The sequence below is a fragment of the Actinoplanes nipponensis genome, assembly GCF_016862275.1.
Taxonomy (GTDB): Bacteria; Actinomycetota; Actinomycetes; order Mycobacteriales; family Micromonosporaceae; genus Actinoplanes; species Actinoplanes nipponensis.
Window position 1 is genome coordinate 1 of sequence record NZ_BOMQ01000095.1, and the last position, 14,894, is coordinate 14,894.

Annotated in this window: 10 protein-coding genes; 6 read left to right on the forward strand and 4 right to left on the reverse strand. The window is 77.9% G+C overall.

Annotated features, from left to right (window positions below; translation table 11 throughout):
- Positions 1-28 precede the first annotated feature (28 nt).
- Complete coding sequence (locus Ani05nite_RS38145; RefSeq protein WP_203776623.1) at positions 29-1,570, reverse strand: glycerol-3-phosphate dehydrogenase/oxidase; 1,542 nt, start codon at positions 1,568-1,570, stop codon at positions 29-31.
- Positions 1,567-2,160 carry a TetR/AcrR family transcriptional regulator gene (locus Ani05nite_RS38150; RefSeq protein ID WP_203776624.1) on the reverse strand — a complete coding sequence of 198 codons (594 nt, stop codon included), beginning with the start codon at positions 2,158-2,160 and terminating at the stop codon, positions 1,567-1,569. The genes Ani05nite_RS38145 and Ani05nite_RS38150 overlap by 4 nt, the downstream gene beginning before the upstream one ends.
- Positions 2,161-2,176: 16 nt before the next feature.
- On the opposite strand from Ani05nite_RS38150, the gene Ani05nite_RS38155 reads away from it, so the two are divergent.
- The 6 genes from Ani05nite_RS38155 to Ani05nite_RS38180 all read left to right on the forward strand — a co-directional run bounded on the left by Ani05nite_RS38155 (position 2,177) and on the right by Ani05nite_RS38180 (position 12,774).
- Complete coding sequence (locus Ani05nite_RS38155; protein ID WP_203776626.1) at positions 2,177-3,745, forward strand: FAD-binding oxidoreductase; 1,569 nt, start codon at positions 2,177-2,179, stop codon at positions 3,743-3,745.
- Positions 3,742-4,644: a diacylglycerol/lipid kinase family protein gene (locus Ani05nite_RS38160; RefSeq protein ID WP_203776628.1), complete on the forward strand. Its 903-nt coding sequence runs from the start codon at positions 3,742-3,744 to the stop codon at positions 4,642-4,644. The genes Ani05nite_RS38155 and Ani05nite_RS38160 overlap by 4 nt, the downstream gene beginning before the upstream one ends.
- A 300-nt stretch (positions 4,645-4,944) precedes the next feature.
- Entirely contained in the window at positions 4,945-8,862 is a 3,918-nt protein-coding gene (locus Ani05nite_RS38165) for a Pls/PosA family non-ribosomal peptide synthetase (RefSeq protein WP_203776630.1), read from the forward strand.
- Entirely contained in the window at positions 8,859-10,199 is a 1,341-nt protein-coding gene (locus Ani05nite_RS38170) for a M1 family metallopeptidase (protein WP_203776632.1), read from the forward strand. The genes Ani05nite_RS38165 and Ani05nite_RS38170 overlap by 4 nt, the downstream gene beginning before the upstream one ends.
- Before the next feature lie 77 nt (positions 10,200-10,276).
- The gene (locus Ani05nite_RS38175; RefSeq protein ID WP_203776633.1) at positions 10,277-11,092 is read left to right on the forward strand and encodes a ThuA domain-containing protein; all 816 of its coding nucleotides are present in this window, start codon (positions 10,277-10,279) and stop codon (positions 11,090-11,092) included.
- 32 nt (positions 11,093-11,124) lie between these two features.
- Positions 11,125-12,774 carry a SulP family inorganic anion transporter gene (locus Ani05nite_RS38180; protein ID WP_203776634.1) on the forward strand — a complete coding sequence of 550 codons (1,650 nt, stop codon included), beginning with the start codon at positions 11,125-11,127 and terminating at the stop codon, positions 12,772-12,774.
- A 9-nt stretch (positions 12,775-12,783) separates the two neighbouring features.
- Here the strand turns inward: Ani05nite_RS38180 and Ani05nite_RS38185 are convergent, their stop codons facing one another.
- Positions 12,784-13,791, reverse strand: coding sequence for an Acg family FMN-binding oxidoreductase (locus Ani05nite_RS38185; protein WP_203776635.1), 1,008 nt, complete (start codon positions 13,789-13,791; stop codon positions 12,784-12,786).
- Between the two features lie 109 nt (positions 13,792-13,900).
- Positions 13,901-14,761: a universal stress protein gene (locus tag Ani05nite_RS38190; protein WP_203776636.1), complete on the reverse strand. Its 861-nt coding sequence runs from the start codon at positions 14,759-14,761 to the stop codon at positions 13,901-13,903.
- Positions 14,762-14,894 lie beyond the last annotated feature (133 nt).

The window sequence follows — 14,894 nt, forward strand, 5'->3', positions numbered from 1 at the left end:
GGACGCTTACTCGAAGGGGCGGCACCCGTCAGGGGTGCCGCCCCTGTTCCGTCTCCACGATCGCGCGCGCGGCCGGCCGGGCCCGTGCCCGGTCGGCCGGCACCAGCCCGATCCGGGTCCGCCGGTCGAGCAGGTCGTCCTCGTCCAGGGCGCCCTCCTGGCGCAGCCCCCACAGCAGCTCCGCGCCGGTCACGGCGACCCCGTCGGCGACCGGTTCGGCCAGCGCCGGGTCGTCGGCGGCCAGCGCCGCCACCGCGGGCGCCTCGGTGCCGTACCGGGCGATCAGCCGCGCGGGCGCCGACAGCCGGGCCAGCGCCGGCGGCGGCGCGGCCCCGACCAGCGGCAGGTCGGCCGTGCGGCAGCGGCCCGGCGGCAGCCCCCGGGCGGCCAGCGCGGCGTCCACGGCGTCCCGGGCCATCCGCCGGTACGTGGTCAGCTTCCCGCCCACCACAGTGGTGACCCCGCCGGGCGACGTGCGTACGGCATGCCGGCGGGACAGGTCCGCCGTGCTCTCGCCGGAGCCGGCCAGCAGCGGGCGCAGGCCGGCGAACGCGCCCACCACGTCCGCCTCCCGCGGCGCCGGGTCCACGGCGGTGGCCAGCACGTCCAGCAGGAAGCCGCGCTCGGCCACGCTGGGCTCGGGCACGTCGGGCACCGGGCCGTCCACCGGCTCGTCGGTCAGCCCGAGGTAGACGCGGCCGTCGCCCTGGGGGAGGGCGAACACGAACCGGTTGGCCTCGCCCGGCACCGGAATGGTGAGGCCGGCGAGCTGGCCGCCCAGGGCGCCGGGGCGCAGCACCAGGTGGGTGCCGCGGGACGGGCGCAGCCGGACGCCGGGATCCAGCCGGCCGGCCCACACCCCGGTCGCGTTGACGACGGCCCGGGCGCGCAGCGCGTGCTCGGCGCCGGTGACCGTGTCGACCACCGTGGCGCCGTCGCCGTGCAGGTCGTCGACGCGGCACCGGGTGAGGATGCGGGCGCCGTGCCCGGCCGCGGTGCGGGCCAGCGCGACCACCAGCCGGGCGTCGTCGACGAGCTGGCCGTCCCAGCCGAGCAGGCCGCCGCGCAGGCCGTCGCGGCGGACCGCCGGGATCAGCCGGTGCACCTCGGCCGGGGCGATCCGGCGGGAGCGCGGCAACCGGGCGGCCGGCGTGCCGGCGGCGGCCCGCAGCACGTCGCCGGCGGCGAACCCGGCGCGGGCCAGCGCGGCCCGCCGGCCGGAGACCCCGGTGGTCAGCGGCAGCACCGACGGCAGCGCGCTGACCAGGTGCGGGGCCACCCGGCGGAGCAGGATGTCGCGTTCCACGGCGCTCTCGTAGGCCAGCCCCAGTTGCCCGCCGGCCAGGTAGCGCAGGCCGCCGTGGACCAGCTTGGAGCTCCACCGCGAGGTGCCGAAGGCGAGGTCGTGGGCGTCGACGGCGGCGACGGTGAGCCCGCGCGACGCGGCGTCGAGGGCGACCCCGGCCCCGGTGACGCCGAGCCCGACGACGAGCAGGTCGACGCGGACGCCGCCGGCCAGCTCGGCCAGCTCGCGCCGGCGCCGCGCGGCGGTGAGCGCGGTGCCGTTCACGGGGCCAGGTACCGGTCGAGGAGCAGCCGCAGCTCGCCGTCCAGGTCGGCCTCGGTGACCTCGTCGGCCATCGTGCCGGCCGAGATGACGAAGCCGTGCAGCGCGAGCAGGACGCCGCGCCCGAGCAGCCCGGCGGGCCGCGGCCGCACCGAGCCGTCGGCGTGGCCCTCGGCGAGGTCCCGCACCAGCGCGGCCAGCATCAGGTCCTGGCTGGTGCCGCGCCGGTCCACCAGGTACGGCAGCAGCACCTCGGGATCCAGCTCCACGATGCGGCGGAACACCGGGTGCGCGCGCAGCTGCCGGGCGCCGGAGGCCAGGCCGTCGACGAGCCGCTGCCGGGCGTGCTCGCCGCTCGCCGCGGCCCGGGCGCGCAGCGCCAGCTCGCTCCACTCGCGGGTCATCAGGTCGCCCACCAGCGACGCCATGTCGGGCCAGCGGCGGTACATGGTCATCCGGGAGACGCCGGCGCGGCGGGCCACGTCGGTGAGCGTGGTACGCCGCAGCCCGACCGCCAGGACGCAATCGCGGGCGGCGTCCAGCAGCACGTCGTCGGCCGTCCGCCGGTCGGGGGTGTTACGACTAGACGTCATGTGTCACAGTGTAACCATGACCGACCTGAGCCCCGTCGCCCGCTGGGGTGACCCGGCCGACGCCGTGACCCTGCCGCCCGGCGTCCGCGACCTGCTCGGCGCCGCCCTGGGTGTGCGGCCGCCCCGGCCCGCCGCCGCGACGGCCCGGCTGCCCCGCCCCACCCTCGGCGCCCCCGTGCTGGAGGCCCTGCGCGCCGCCTGCCCCCGGGTGGAGACCGGCGACGCCGACCGCCTGGCCCACGCGGCCGGCAAGTCCACCGTGGACTTGCTGCGGCTGCGCGGCGGCGAGGCCCCCGGGGCGCCCGACGCGGTGGCCCGGCCCGGCGGCCATGACGAGGTCGTGGCGCTGCTGGCCGCCTGCGCCGCGCACCACGTCGCCGTGGTGCCGTTCGGCGGCGGCACCTCCGTGGTGGGCGGCCTGGCCGCGGGCCGCGAGGGCTTCGCCGGCGTGCTCGCCCTCGACCTCGCCGGGCTCGACCGGCTGGTGCGGCTGGACCCGGTGTCGCGCACCGCGACATTCGAGGCCGGCGTGCGCGCGCCGCGCGCCGAGCAGTTGCTGGCCGCCGAGGGCTTCACCCTCGGCCACTTCCCCCAGTCCTTCGAGTACGCCAGCCTCGGCGGGTTCGCCGCCACCCGCTCCAGCGGCCAGGCGTCCGCCGGTCACGGCCGCTTCGACCGCATGGTGGTCGGGCTGCGCGCCGCCACCCCGGTCGGCCCGCTCGAGCTCGGGCGCGCGCCGGAATCCGCGGCCGGCCCCGACCTGCGGCAGCTGCTGCTGGGCTCCGAGGGCGTCTTCGGGGTCATCACCGAGCTCACCCTGCGGCTGCGCCCGGCCCCGGCCGCCCGCCGCTACGCCGGCTGGGCGTTTGCGTCCTTCGCCGCCGGGACCCGCGCGCTGCGCACCCTCACCCAGGACGGGCCGCTGCCCACCGTGCTGCGGCTCTCCGACGAGACCGAGACGGCGATCAACGCGACCACCGGCGGGGGCGCGGACGCCGGCGGCGGCTGCCTGGCCGTGGTCGGCTTCGAGGGTACGGAGGCCGACGTCGCGACCCGCGGCGAGGCGGCGGCCCGGCGGCTGACCGAGCTCGGCGGCACGCCCCTCGGGGAGGCGCCCGGCGAGCAGTGGCGCGCCGGACGGTTCCGGGCGCCGTACCTGCGCGACGCGCTGCTCGACGCCGGCGCCCTGGCCGAGACGCTGGAGACGGCGACGTTCTGGGACCGGTTGCCCGAGACGTACGCCGCCGTGCGGGACGCGCTGACCGGGGCGCTGTCCGCCGCCGGGACGCCGCCCCTGGTGCTCTGCCACATCTCGCACGTCTACGAGACCGGCGCGTCGCTCTACTTCACCGTGGTGGCGGCCCAGGCGCCGGACCCGGTGGCCCAGTGGGGGGCGGCCAAGGCGGCGGCCGGTGACGCGATCGCCGCCACCGGGGCGACGATCACCCACCATCACGGCGTGGGCCGCGACCACAAGCCCTGGTACGCGCGCGAGATCGGACCGGTGGGCGTCGCCGCCCTGCGCGGGGTCAAGGATTCGCTCGACCCGTACGGGATCCTCAACCCGGGCATCCTGCTGCCGTGAGCCGCGACGTCTTCACCGCGGTGGTCAACCCGGCGGCCGGCGCGGGCGCCGCCGCCGGCCGCATCACCCGCCTGGCCCGCGCCCTGCGCGAGGACGGCGCCGCGGTGACCGTCACCTACAGCCGGGCCCTGGGGCACGCCACCGAGCTGGCCGCCGACGCCGCCGCGCGGGGTCACACGGTGCTGGCCGTCGGCGGCGACGGCCTCGCCGGCGCGGTGGCCGCCGGCGTGGTGGGCACGGCGGCCGAGCTGGCGGTCGTCCCGGCCGGGCGCGGCAACGACCTGGCCCGGGCCGTCGCGCTGCCGGCCGGCCCGGCCGCGGCCGCCGCGGCCCTGCGCACGCTGCCCAGCCACGCCGTCGACGTCGCCGAGGCCGCCGGCCGCGTCGTCGTCGGCAGCGTCTGCGCGGGCATCGACGCCGCCGCCAACGACCTCGCCAACCGCCGCCGGCTGCCCCGGCGGCCGATCGCCTACCAGCTCGCCGGGCTCGCCGTGCTGGCCCGCTGGCGCCCGGTCGACTACACGCTCACCGTGGACGGCGAGACCGTGTCGTTCACCGGCCACGCCGTGGTCGTCGCGAACGCGCCCTGGTACGGCGGCGGCCTGCCGATCGCCCCCGGCGCCCGGCTCGACGACGGCCTGCTCGACCTGGTCACGGTCGGCGCCCTGTCGCGCCGGCACATGCTGGGCGCGCTCGCCGCGCTGCGCCGGGGGACGCACCTGGGCCGGCCCGGCATCGCGGCCCGGCGGATCCGGGAGATCACCATCGGGGCCTCCCGGCCGCTGCCGGTGTACGCCGACGGCGAGCCGCTGGGCCGGGGGCAGATCACGGTGCGGGTGCGGCCGGCGGCGTTGCGGCTGATCGGGGCCCCGGAACCGGCCGCCGACCCGGTGGGGTAGCCGCGCCGCGATCGCCGGTGGCTCGTGCCGTTCGGGATGCCCCGGGCCGACGGTCCGCGCGGTGTCGGTGGCGCGCCGGGTGCGGCCGGCGAACCGCCGCCGGGCGTGGAACGGCCAGCCCATCGCCCAGACCCGCTCCAGCCCGGCCCGGGTGAATTCGCTGTGGCGGTCGACACCAAACCGCTGCCCAGCCGTCATCCGGCCGTTCCGCGACGTAGCGTTGAGGGCTGCCCAGGGCGGGTTCGCACGCCGCAATCCTGGTGGAAGCCCGAGCCGCGAGGTGAATGTGGTGCACGCCCGGTGACCCTGACGACCGACCTGCACCTCGTCCCGCTTCCCCCGCTGCACACCGCGCCGGTCGCCCCGGCGGTGTTCCGGTCCGCCGCCGCCCCGCCGCGGCGCACCCTGATCGACATCCTCGACGCCACCGTGCACGCGCACCCGGCCGCCCGCGCGCTCGACGACGGCGCCACCGCGCTGACGTACCGCGAGCTGGCCGACCGGGTCGACGCCGTCCGCCGCGCGCTCGCCGGGCACGGCATCGGCCCCGGCGACCGGGTCGGCGTCCGGGTCTCCTCCGGCACGGCGGAGCTGTACCTGGCCATTCTCGGGGTGCTGGCGGCCGGCGCGGCCTACGTCCCGGTCGACGCCGACGATCCCGCGGAACGGGCCGAGCTGGTCTTCGCCGAGGCCGGCGTCGCCGCCGTGCTCGGCGACGGGCTGAGCGTGACGCCGCGCCGCAGCCCCGGGGGCCGCACCGGCCGCCCGGGCCCGGACGACGACGCCTGGATCATCTTCACCTCCGGCTCGACCGGCACCCCGAAGGGCGTCGCGGTCAGCCACGGCGCGGCGGCGGCCTTCGTCGACGCCGAGGCGCGGCTGTTCCTCGCCGGCGAGGCCGGCGAGGCGATCGGCCCGCACGACCGCGTCCTGGCCGGGCTGTCGGTGGCGTTCGACGCGTCCTGTGAGGAGATGTGGCTGGCCTGGCGGCACGGCGCCTGCCTGGTGCCGGCCGAGCGGGCGCTCGTGCGCAGCGGCGTCGACCTCGGCCCGTGGCTGGCCGAGCAGCGCATCTCCGTGGTGTCCACGGTGCCGACGCTGGCCGCGCTGTGGCCGGTCGAGGCGCTCGACGAGGTCCGGCTGCTGATCTTCGGCGGCGAGGCGTGCCCGCCCGAGCTGGCCGAACGGCTGGCCGTCGAGGGGCGCGAGGTCTGGAACACGTACGGGCCGACCGAGGCGACCGTGGTCGCCTGCGCCGCCCGGATGACCGGCGAGGGGCCGGTGCGCATCGGGCTGCCGCTCGCCGGCTGGCAGCTCGCGGTCGTCGACCCGGCCGGCGCGCCGGTGGCCATGGGGGAGACCGGCGAGCTGGTGATCGGCGGCGTGAGCCTGGCCCGCTACCTGGACGCCGCCAAGGACGCCGAGAAGTTCGCGCCGCTGCCCGCGCTGGGCTGGGACCGGGCGTACCGCAGCGGGGACATCGTCCGCGCCGAGCCCGCCGGCCTGCTGTTCGTCGGGCGCGGGGACGAGCAGATCAAGCTCGGCGGGCGCCGGATCGAGCTGGGCGAGGTCGACGCCGCGCTGCAGGCGCTGCCCGGCGTCGCCGGTGCGGCGGCCGCGGTGCAGCGCACTGCCGCGGGCAACCAGCTGCTGGTGGGCTACGTGGTGCCGCAGGACGGCGCCGCCTTCGACGCCGCGGCGGCCGCGCTGCGGATCCGCGAGCACCTGCCGGCCGCGCTCGTCCCGCTGCTGGCCGTGGTCGACGCGCTGCCGACCCGCACGTCGGGCAAGGTGGACCGGGCCGCGCTGCCCTGGCCGCTGCCCTCGGGAGAGGCGCCGGCGGCCGAGCTGACCGCGACCGAGCTGTGGCTCGCCGGCGGCTGGGCCGAGATCCTCGGGGTCCGGCCCACCGAGGCCGGCGCCGACTTCTTCAACCACGGCGGCGGCAGCCTGAACGCGGCGCAGCTGGTCGCCTGGATCCGGCGCCGGCACCCGCGGGTCTCGGTGGCCGACATCTACCTGCACCCGCGGCTCTCGCAGCTCGCGGCGGTGCTCGACGCCCTCGACGGCACGGCCGCCGTCCGCCGGGAGGTCCGGCCGACCCCGCGGCGCGCCGGGCTGGTCCAGGCCCTGCTGATCATGCCGATGCTGGCGCTGGTCGGGCTGCGCTGGCTGACCGTGCTGGCCGCGCTCGGCGCCGTCCTCCCGCTGGTCGCCCCGGCGCCGTGGGCCCCGGCGGTGGCCTGGTGGTGGCCGGTCGTGGGCTGGGCGCTGCTGTTCAGCCCGCCCGGCCGGATCGCCCTGGCGGCGGGCGGCGCCCGGCTGCTGCTGCGCGGCGTCCGCCCGGGCGACTATCCCCGCGGCGGCCGCGTGCACCTGCGGCTGTGGGCGGCCGAACGGCTCGCCGAGCTGACCGGCGCGACCGGCGTCGCCGGCGCGTCCTGGATGACCCGCTACGCCCGGGCGCTCGGCGCCCAGGTCGGCCCGGACGTCGACCTGCACGCCGCGCCGCCGGTCACCGGCCTGCTCAAGCTGGGCCGCGGCGCCGCCGTCGAGCCCGAGGCCGACCTGTCCGGCCACTGGGTCGACGGCGACGTCGTCCACATCGGCAAGGTGCGTATCGGCGCGGGCGCCCGGGTCGGGTCGCGCAGCACCCTGATGCCCGGCGCCCGGATCGGCAAGGGCGCGCGGGTCGCCGCCGGCTCGACCGTGGCCGGCGCCGTGCCGGCCAACCAGCGCTGGGCCGGCTCCCCGGCGGCGCCCGCGGCCAAGGAGCCGGCGGACTGGCCCGCGCGGCGCCCGCCGCATTCCGGGCCGCGGGCGCGGTTCTGGGCCGCCGCGTACGGCCTGACCGCGCAACTGCTGGGGCTGGTGCCGGTGCTGGCCGCGCTGCCCGGGATCGCGCTGTTCGGCTGGACCGCCTCCACCCGGCCGTCCGCCGGCCCGCTGCTGGCCGCGGTCGCGGCGGGCACGGTCGCCTACCTGCTGGGCTACGCCCTGCTGGTGCTCCTGGCCGTCCGGGCGCTCAGCATCGGCCTGCGCGCCGGGTACCACCCCGTGCGGGGGCGGGTGGCGTGGCAGGTATGGGCCACCGAGCGGCTCATGGGGATGGCCCGGGTCGGGCTGTTCCCGCTCTACGCCAGCCTGTTCACCCCGGTGTGGCTGCGGCTGCTGGGCGCGAAGGTGGGCCGCGGCGTGGAGGCGTCCACGGTGCTGGCCCTGCCGGCGATGACCACGGTCGACGACGGGGCGTTCCTGGCCGACGACACCATGGTGGCCACGTACGAGCTGAGCCACGGGTGGCTGCGGGTCGCCCCGGCCCGCATCGGCAAACAGGCGTTCCTGGGCAACTCCGGGATGGCGGCCCCCGGCCGTTCGGTGCCCAAGCGCGGCCTGGTCGGCGTGCTGTCGTCGGCGCCGCGCAAGGCCAAGAAGGGCTCGTCCTGGCTGGGCGCCCCGCCGATGCCGCTGCGCCGCACGGTGGAGGCGGCCGACACCAGCCGCACCTTCGACCCGCCGCTGCGGCTCAAGCTGGCCCGGGCCGCGATCGAGCTGTGCCGGGTGATCCCGGTGATGCTCGCCGCCGCCCTCGCCGCCGGGGTGCTGGCCGCGCTGGCGGCGGTGTGGCGCTTCGCGGGCCCGGGGCCGGCCGCGCTCGCCGCCGGCCCGGTGATGCTCGCCGCCGCGCTCGTCGCCGCCGCCACCGCGACGGCCGCGAAGTGGCTGCTGGTCGGCCGGTTCCGGGTCGCCGACCGGGCCCTGTGGACGTCCTTCGTCTGGCGCAACGAGCTCGCCGACACGTTCGTCGAGGTGCTGGCCGCGCCGTGGCTGGTCCGCTTCGCGACCGGGACGCCGCTGCTGAGCGCCTGGCTGCGCACGCTCGGCGCGCGGATCGGCCGGGGCGTGTGGCTGGAGACGTACTGGCTGCCCGAGTACGACCTCGTCACGCTCGGCGACGGCGCCACGGTGAACCGCGGCTGTGTCGTGCAGACCCACCTGTTTCATGATCGGGTGATGAGCATGGACCAGGTGACCCTCGGCGCGGGCGCCGCGCTCGGCCCGCACGGCATCGTGCTGCCCGGCGCGAGCATCGGCGCCCGCACGACCGTCGGGCCCGGCTCGCTGGTGACCCGCGGCGACGCCGTGCCGGCCGACAGCCGCTGGCGGGGCAACCCCATCGCCACCTGGCCCGCGCCGGCCGCCCGCCGGCCCGCATGACCCCCGGGGCGCCGGCGCCGCGCGGCGCCACGCCCGGGGCCGACCGCTCGACCGACTCGTACCTTCCCGAGCACGGCAACGGCGGCTACCGGGTGCTGCACTACGACCTGGACCTGGACTACCGGGTCGAGTCCAACCGGCTCGCCGGCCGGGCGGTGGTCACCGCGGTGGCCACCCAGGCGCTGTCCCGGTTCACCCTCGACCTGGGCCGCTTCCGGATCCAGGACGTGCGGGTGGACGGGCGCGCGGCCAGGTACGCCCACCGGCCGGGCAAGCTGCGGATCACGCCCGAGCGCCCGATCGGCGCCGGGGAGACGTTCCGGGTCGGCGTGCGGTACGCGGGCAAGCCGGCGCCGATCGCCGGCCGGTGGGGTGACCTCGGGTGGGACGAGCTCACCGACGGCGTGCTGGTCGCCAGCCAGCCCAACGGGGCGCCCTCGTGGTTCCCGTGCGACGACCGGCCCGGGGCCAAGGCCACCTTCCGGGTGGCGGTCACGACCTCGTCGCCGTACACCGTGCTGGTGACCGGCGATCCCGTCTCCCGGCGCCGGGGGGCGGGCAGCACCACCTGGGTCTACGAGCGGCTCGAGCCGACGTCGCCGTACCTGATGAGCGTGCAGATCGGGCGGTACGAGCTGGTCGACCTCGCGGTGGGCGGGGTGGTCCAGCGGGCCGCGATCCCGCCCGCGCTGCGCGCGGCCGTGGCCCGCGACTTCGGCCGGCACGGGCAGATCATGGCGGCCCTGCAACGGATGCTCGGGCCGTACCCGTTCCGGGAGTACGTCGTGGTGGTCGCCGACGACGAGCTCGACGACCCGGTCGAGGCCCAGGGCATGGCGGTGTTCGGCCGCAACCACGTCGACGGGCGGCGCACGCACGAGCGGCTCGTGGTGCACGAGCTGGCCCACCAGTGGTTCGGCAACAGCCTCACGGTCGCGGACTGGCGCCACATCTGGCTCAACGAGGGCTTCGCCACGTACGCCGAGTGGCTGTGGTCGGAGGCCGGCGGCGACCTGCCGGCGGACGCCCTGGCGGCCCAGTGGCACGCCCGCGTCGCGGCGCGGCCGCGCGACGTCGTGGTCTCCGATCCCGGCGTCGACCGGATGTTCGACCCGCTGGTCTACAAGCGCGGCGCGCTCACCGTGCACGCCCTGCGCCGGCGGGTCGGCGACGAGGCGTTCTTCGCGCTGCTGCGGGCCTGGGTGGCCGGGCACCGGCACGCGACCGTGACCACCGCGCAGTTCCGGGCGCACGCCCAGAGCTTCACGTTCGAGCCCCTGGACGGCCTGTTCGCCGCGTGGCTCGACAGCCCGGCGCTGCCCCCGCTGCCCCGCTGACGTCTTCCCGGCCGCCGCGCCGGTCAGTAGGCTCGGGCCGGGGCCCGGCACACGCGTGCGGACGTCGAGGAGGGATCATGAAGTTCCTGTCCCGGCTGCTGGCGACGATCATGGTGCTGGCGACGATCATGGTGGCGGCGGTCCCGGCCGACGCGGTCGCCGGCGGGCGGCAGTTCCACGCGCTGGTCTTCTCCCGGACCGCGGCGTTCCGGCACGACTCGATCCCGGCCGGCGTGGCGGCCATCCGGCAGCTCGGCGCCCGGCACCACTTCACCGTCGACGCGACCGAGGACCCCGCGGCGTTCACCGACGCCAACCTCGCCCGCTACGACGTCGTGATCTGGCTGAGCACCACCGGCGACGTGCTGAGCGACCCGCAGCAGGCGGCCTTCGAGCGCTACATCCGCGCCGGCGGCGGCTACGCGGGCATCCACGCCGCGTCCGACACCGAGTACGACTGGCCCTGGTACGGCGGCCTGGTCGGCGCGTACTTCCGCGACCACCCGGGCGCGGTCAACCCGCAGTTCCAGGTCGCGACCGTGCGGGTGCTGGGCCGCGACACCGCCGCCACCCGGCCGCTGCCGCGCCGCTGGCAGCGCGAGGAGGAGTGGTACAACTTCCGCACCAACCCGTGGGGCGAAGTGCGGGTCCTGGCCGAGGTCGACGAGCGGACGTACGACCCGCGCGGCTACAGCGTGCCCGGTGGCTCGCCCGGGATGGGCCGGCACCACCCGGTGTCCTGGTGCCGGCCGTACGACGGGGGCCGCGCCTTCTACACCGCGATGGGCCACAAGGCCGAGTACTACGCCGAGCCGCTGCTGCTGGCCCACCTGCTCGGCGGCATCCGGATGGCGGCCGGGGTGGCGGGATTCCCCTGCGGCCGGCGGGGCTGAGCCGCCTGGCGCCGCTGCTGCCCGGGCTCGCGGTGCTGCGCGGGTACCGGGCGTCGTGGGTGCGCGGCGACGTGCTCGGCGGGCTGACCGTGGCGGCGTACCTCGTGCCCCAGGTGATGGCCTACGCCGGCCTGGCCGGGCTGCCGCCGGTGACCGGCCTCTGGGCGATCCTGGCCCCGCTGGTGCTGTACGCGTTCCTCGGCTCGTCGCGGTACCTGTCGGTGGGCCCGGAGTCCACCACGGCGCTGATGACGGTCGCGGCGGTGGCGCCGCTGGCCGGCGGCGACCCGGCCCGGTACGCCGCGCTGAGCGGCGCCCTCGCCGTGATCGTGGGCCTGCTGTGCCTGCTGGCCTACGCCGCCCGGCTGGGTTTCGTCGCCGACCTGCTGTCCAAGCCGATCCTGGTCGGCTACCTGGCCGGGGTGGCCGTCACGATGATCGTCGGGCAGCTGGGCAAGCTCACCGGCGTGCGGGTCAGCGGCGACTCCATCCCGGCCGAGCTGGCCTCGTTCGCCGGGCAGCTGACCCGGCTGGACCCGGCGACCACGATCTTCGCCCTCGCCGCCCTGGCTCTGCTGTTCCTCGGTCACTGGCGCCTCCCGCAGGTGCCGACCCCGCTGGTCGTCGTGCTGCTGGCCACCGCCGCGGTGGTGCTGTTCGATCTCCAGCGGCACGGCATCGCCGTGGTGGGCGCCGTGCCCCGCGGCCTGCCCACCCCGGTGCTGCCCGACGCGGGCGACCTGCGGCACCTGCTGCTGCCGGCGGTGGGCGTGCTGGTCGTCGGCTACACCGACATGGTGTTGACCGCGCGGGCGTTCGCGGCCCGCGGCGGCGAGCCGGTCGACGCCAACCAGGAGCTGCTGGCCCTGGGCGCGGCGAACGTCGGGGCCGGCCTGCTGCGGGGCTTCCCGATCAGCAGCAGCGGCAGCCGCACCGCGCTGGGCGTGGCCGCCGGCGCGCGCAGCCAGGCGTACTCCCTGGTGGCCCTGGCCGTGGTGGTGGCCGTGCTGCTGTTCGCCGGGCCGATGCTGGCCCGGTTCCCGACCGCGGCGCTCGGCGCGATCGTCGTGTACGCGGCCACCCGCCTGGTCGACCTGCGGGGCTTCCGCCGGCTGGCCGCGTTCCGCCGCAGCGAACTGCTGCTGGCCCTCGCCGCCTGCGCCGGCGTCCTGGTCTTCGACATCCTCTCCGGCGTGCTGCTGGCCATCGGGCTGTCGGTCGCCGAGATGCTGCACCGGGTCGCCCGGCCGCACGACGCCGTCCAGGGTTTCGTGCCCGGCCTGGCCGGCATGCACGACATCGACGACTACCCGCAGGCCAGCACCGTGCCGGGCTTGCTGGTCTACCGCTACGACTCGCCGCTGTTCTTCGCCAACGCCGAGGACTTCCGGCGCCGGGCCCTGGCCGCGGTGGACGGTCAGCGCGAGCCGGTGGCCTGGTTCGTCCTCAACGCGGAGGCCAACGTCGAGGTGGACATGACCGGGCTGGACGCGCTGGAGCAGCTGCGGACCGAGCTGACCGGCCGGGGCGTGGTGTTCGCGCTGGCCCGGGTGAAACGGGACCTGCTGGTCGCGCTGGACGCGTACGGGCTGACGGCGGCCGTCGGGCCGGAACGGATCTTCCCGACCCTGCCGACCGCCGTCGCCGCGTACCGGGCCTGGTCCGGGACCGGCCGGCCCTGACGGCCGGCGTCACGGCCGGGCGGGGACGACCTCGATGACCTCGGCCGGGTCCCGGCGCGGGGCCGGGGGCAACGGTTCGGCCGTGCCGGCGTAGCCCAGCCGCACGGCGACGTACGGCTCCCCGAGGCCGGACACCAGGTAGCGCAGCAGGTGCCGGGGCCAGGTCACCTCGACGGCGTCGCTGAGCGGCGCGGTGGCCAGGCCCTCGGCGGTGGCGCGCAGCAGCAGCGCCGACAGCGCCTCCCCGCCGAGCAGCAGGTCGATGGGCCGGTACCCGATGCCGTACACGATGACGTACGACGCGCCCCGGTCCCGGCCCTCGCCGGCGGCCAGCTCGCCCTCCTCGTCCGGCGCGAAGTCCCGCACCGGCACCCGGCGGAGCCCGGGCCGCACCGCGGTGGTCAGCGGCACCCCGTCCCCGCTGCCGTCCGGGCGGTGGGTCCACTCGTGCAGCTCCGCCCGGTAGTCGGGATCGTCGAGCTCGGCCGTGGCGGCCAGGTCGGTGGAGACGGCCAGCATCGCCGTCTGGTCCTCGCGCAGGACGTGCAGGCCGGCGCCCTCGCGTTCGACGACCCGGCGCAGCCGGTCCAGGGTGGCCGCGGGGACCTCCCGCGGGCCGAAGGCGCGGCGGTCGGTCCGCCGGCGGGGGATCGCCGCCGCCAGCACCCGGGCCTCCGGGTCGACCGGCCCGCTGCGGCCCAGCCGCAGCCGGGCCATCAGGTCGGGCTGGTCCGGATCGGGCAGCCGCTCCACGGTGGTCGTCCAGCCGGCGGCGGCCAGCGCGGTCCGGGCGTGGTGCAGCGCCGCGCCGCAGCTGAGCAGCATCAGGGTGCCGTCGGGGTCGGTCGACTCCAGCCTGCGGCCCGGGTCGGCGCGCAGCTCCAGGGCGTCGCCGAGGATGCGCCAGCGCCACGGCTGGGTGTTGAACACCGACGGGGCCCGCAGGGACGTGCGGGCGGCGGCCTCGAATGCGGCCCTCGCCCGGGTGGCGGTCACGTGGTCGGACGACGCTGTCATGGTGAGCACCTCCTGCTCTGTACCCCCTTACGGTGTCGCCGGGGGGCCGGTGCGTTCAGGGCCGGAAGACCCGGGGCCGGACGAGGAACGTCCTGTCCGGCGCGCCCGGTCACAGCGGGACGCCTTCCTGCTGGTCGGCCGGGACGACGGTGACCGGGCAGGGCGCCCCGGCGGCCACGGTCAGCGGCACGTCGCCGGTGCGGGCCCGGCCCACGGCGCCGCGGCGCTTGTCGCCGACCACCAGCAGCCGGGCGCCGCCGCCGGCCCGGATCAGGGCGTCGGAGACCGGGCCGTGCAGGACGGCGTGCCGGATCCGCGGCGCCGGGCCTCTGGACGTCCACCGGCGCGTCTCGCCGGCGAGCAACCGCAGGGCCTCCGGCGCCGTCGCTTCGGGGGTGACGCCGTCGGGGTAGTGGTCCGCGTGCTCCGACTCGGCCACGTGGACGGCGGCCAGCGGCGCCCGGTGCTCGGCGGCGTACGCGACCGCGAACTCCAGCGCGGCCCGGCCGGCGGCGCTGCCGTCGACCCCGATCACCACGTGCCCGGCCAGCGGTCCGTCCGGCCGCGCCGGCAGGTCGGGCCGGACCACCACGACGGGGCAGTGCGCGTGCCGGATGATCCGGCGCACCGTCCGGCCGCCCGCGCCGGCGCCGATCACCAGCAGCCGGACCCCGGCCGACGCGTCGACCAGTGCGGTCGCGGGGTCGCCGCCGCGGATGCGCAGGGCGACGCGCTGCCCGCCGAGGCGGCTCTGGGTGCTCGTGTACGCCCGGGACAGCGGTGGATCGACGAGTTCCACGTCGGCGTGGGCGGGCGCCTCGCGGGCCCGCAGCAGCGGCGAGCCGGGCGCGCAGACGTGCAGCAGCACGAGCCGCCCCTCGCTGCGTTCGGCCTCCTCGGCGGCCCAGGCCAGCGCCTGCCAGCCGCCGGCCCCGCCGACGCCGACGCCGATCGCGCGCTCCCCGGTCATCGCCTGCTCCGCGCCCGGCTGCGGTCCGGCCCGGCGCGGCGTGCGGCGGCGCGGGCGTCCTGATCGAGCGGTGTCATGGTGGGAACCTCCGTCGTGCCGTCCTCCCACCACCGTGCCGGTCGCCGGCCGCGCC

Bases quoted from the DNA above. Each gene is read 5' to 3' on its own strand.
- Ani05nite_RS38150 (WP_203776624.1), bottom strand. From the start codon at position 2,160: ATGACGTCTAGTCGTAACACCCCCGACCGGCGGACGGCCGACGACGTG.
- Ani05nite_RS38155 (WP_203776626.1), top strand. From the start codon at position 2,177: ATGACCGACCTGAGCCCCGTCGCCCGCTGGGGTGACCCGGCCGACGCC.
- Ani05nite_RS38170 (WP_203776632.1), top strand. From the start codon at position 8,859: ATGACCCCCGGGGCGCCGGCGCCGCGCGGCGCCACGCCCGGGGCCGAC.
- Ani05nite_RS38175 (WP_203776633.1), top strand. From the start codon at position 10,277: ATGAAGTTCCTGTCCCGGCTGCTGGCGACGATCATGGTGCTGGCGACG.
- Ani05nite_RS38185 (WP_203776635.1), bottom strand. From the start codon at position 13,791: ATGACAGCGTCGTCCGACCACGTGACCGCCACCCGGGCGAGGGCCGCA.
- Ani05nite_RS38190 (WP_203776636.1), bottom strand. From the start codon at position 14,761: ATGACCGGGGAGCGCGCGATCGGCGTCGGCGTCGGCGGGGCCGGCGGC.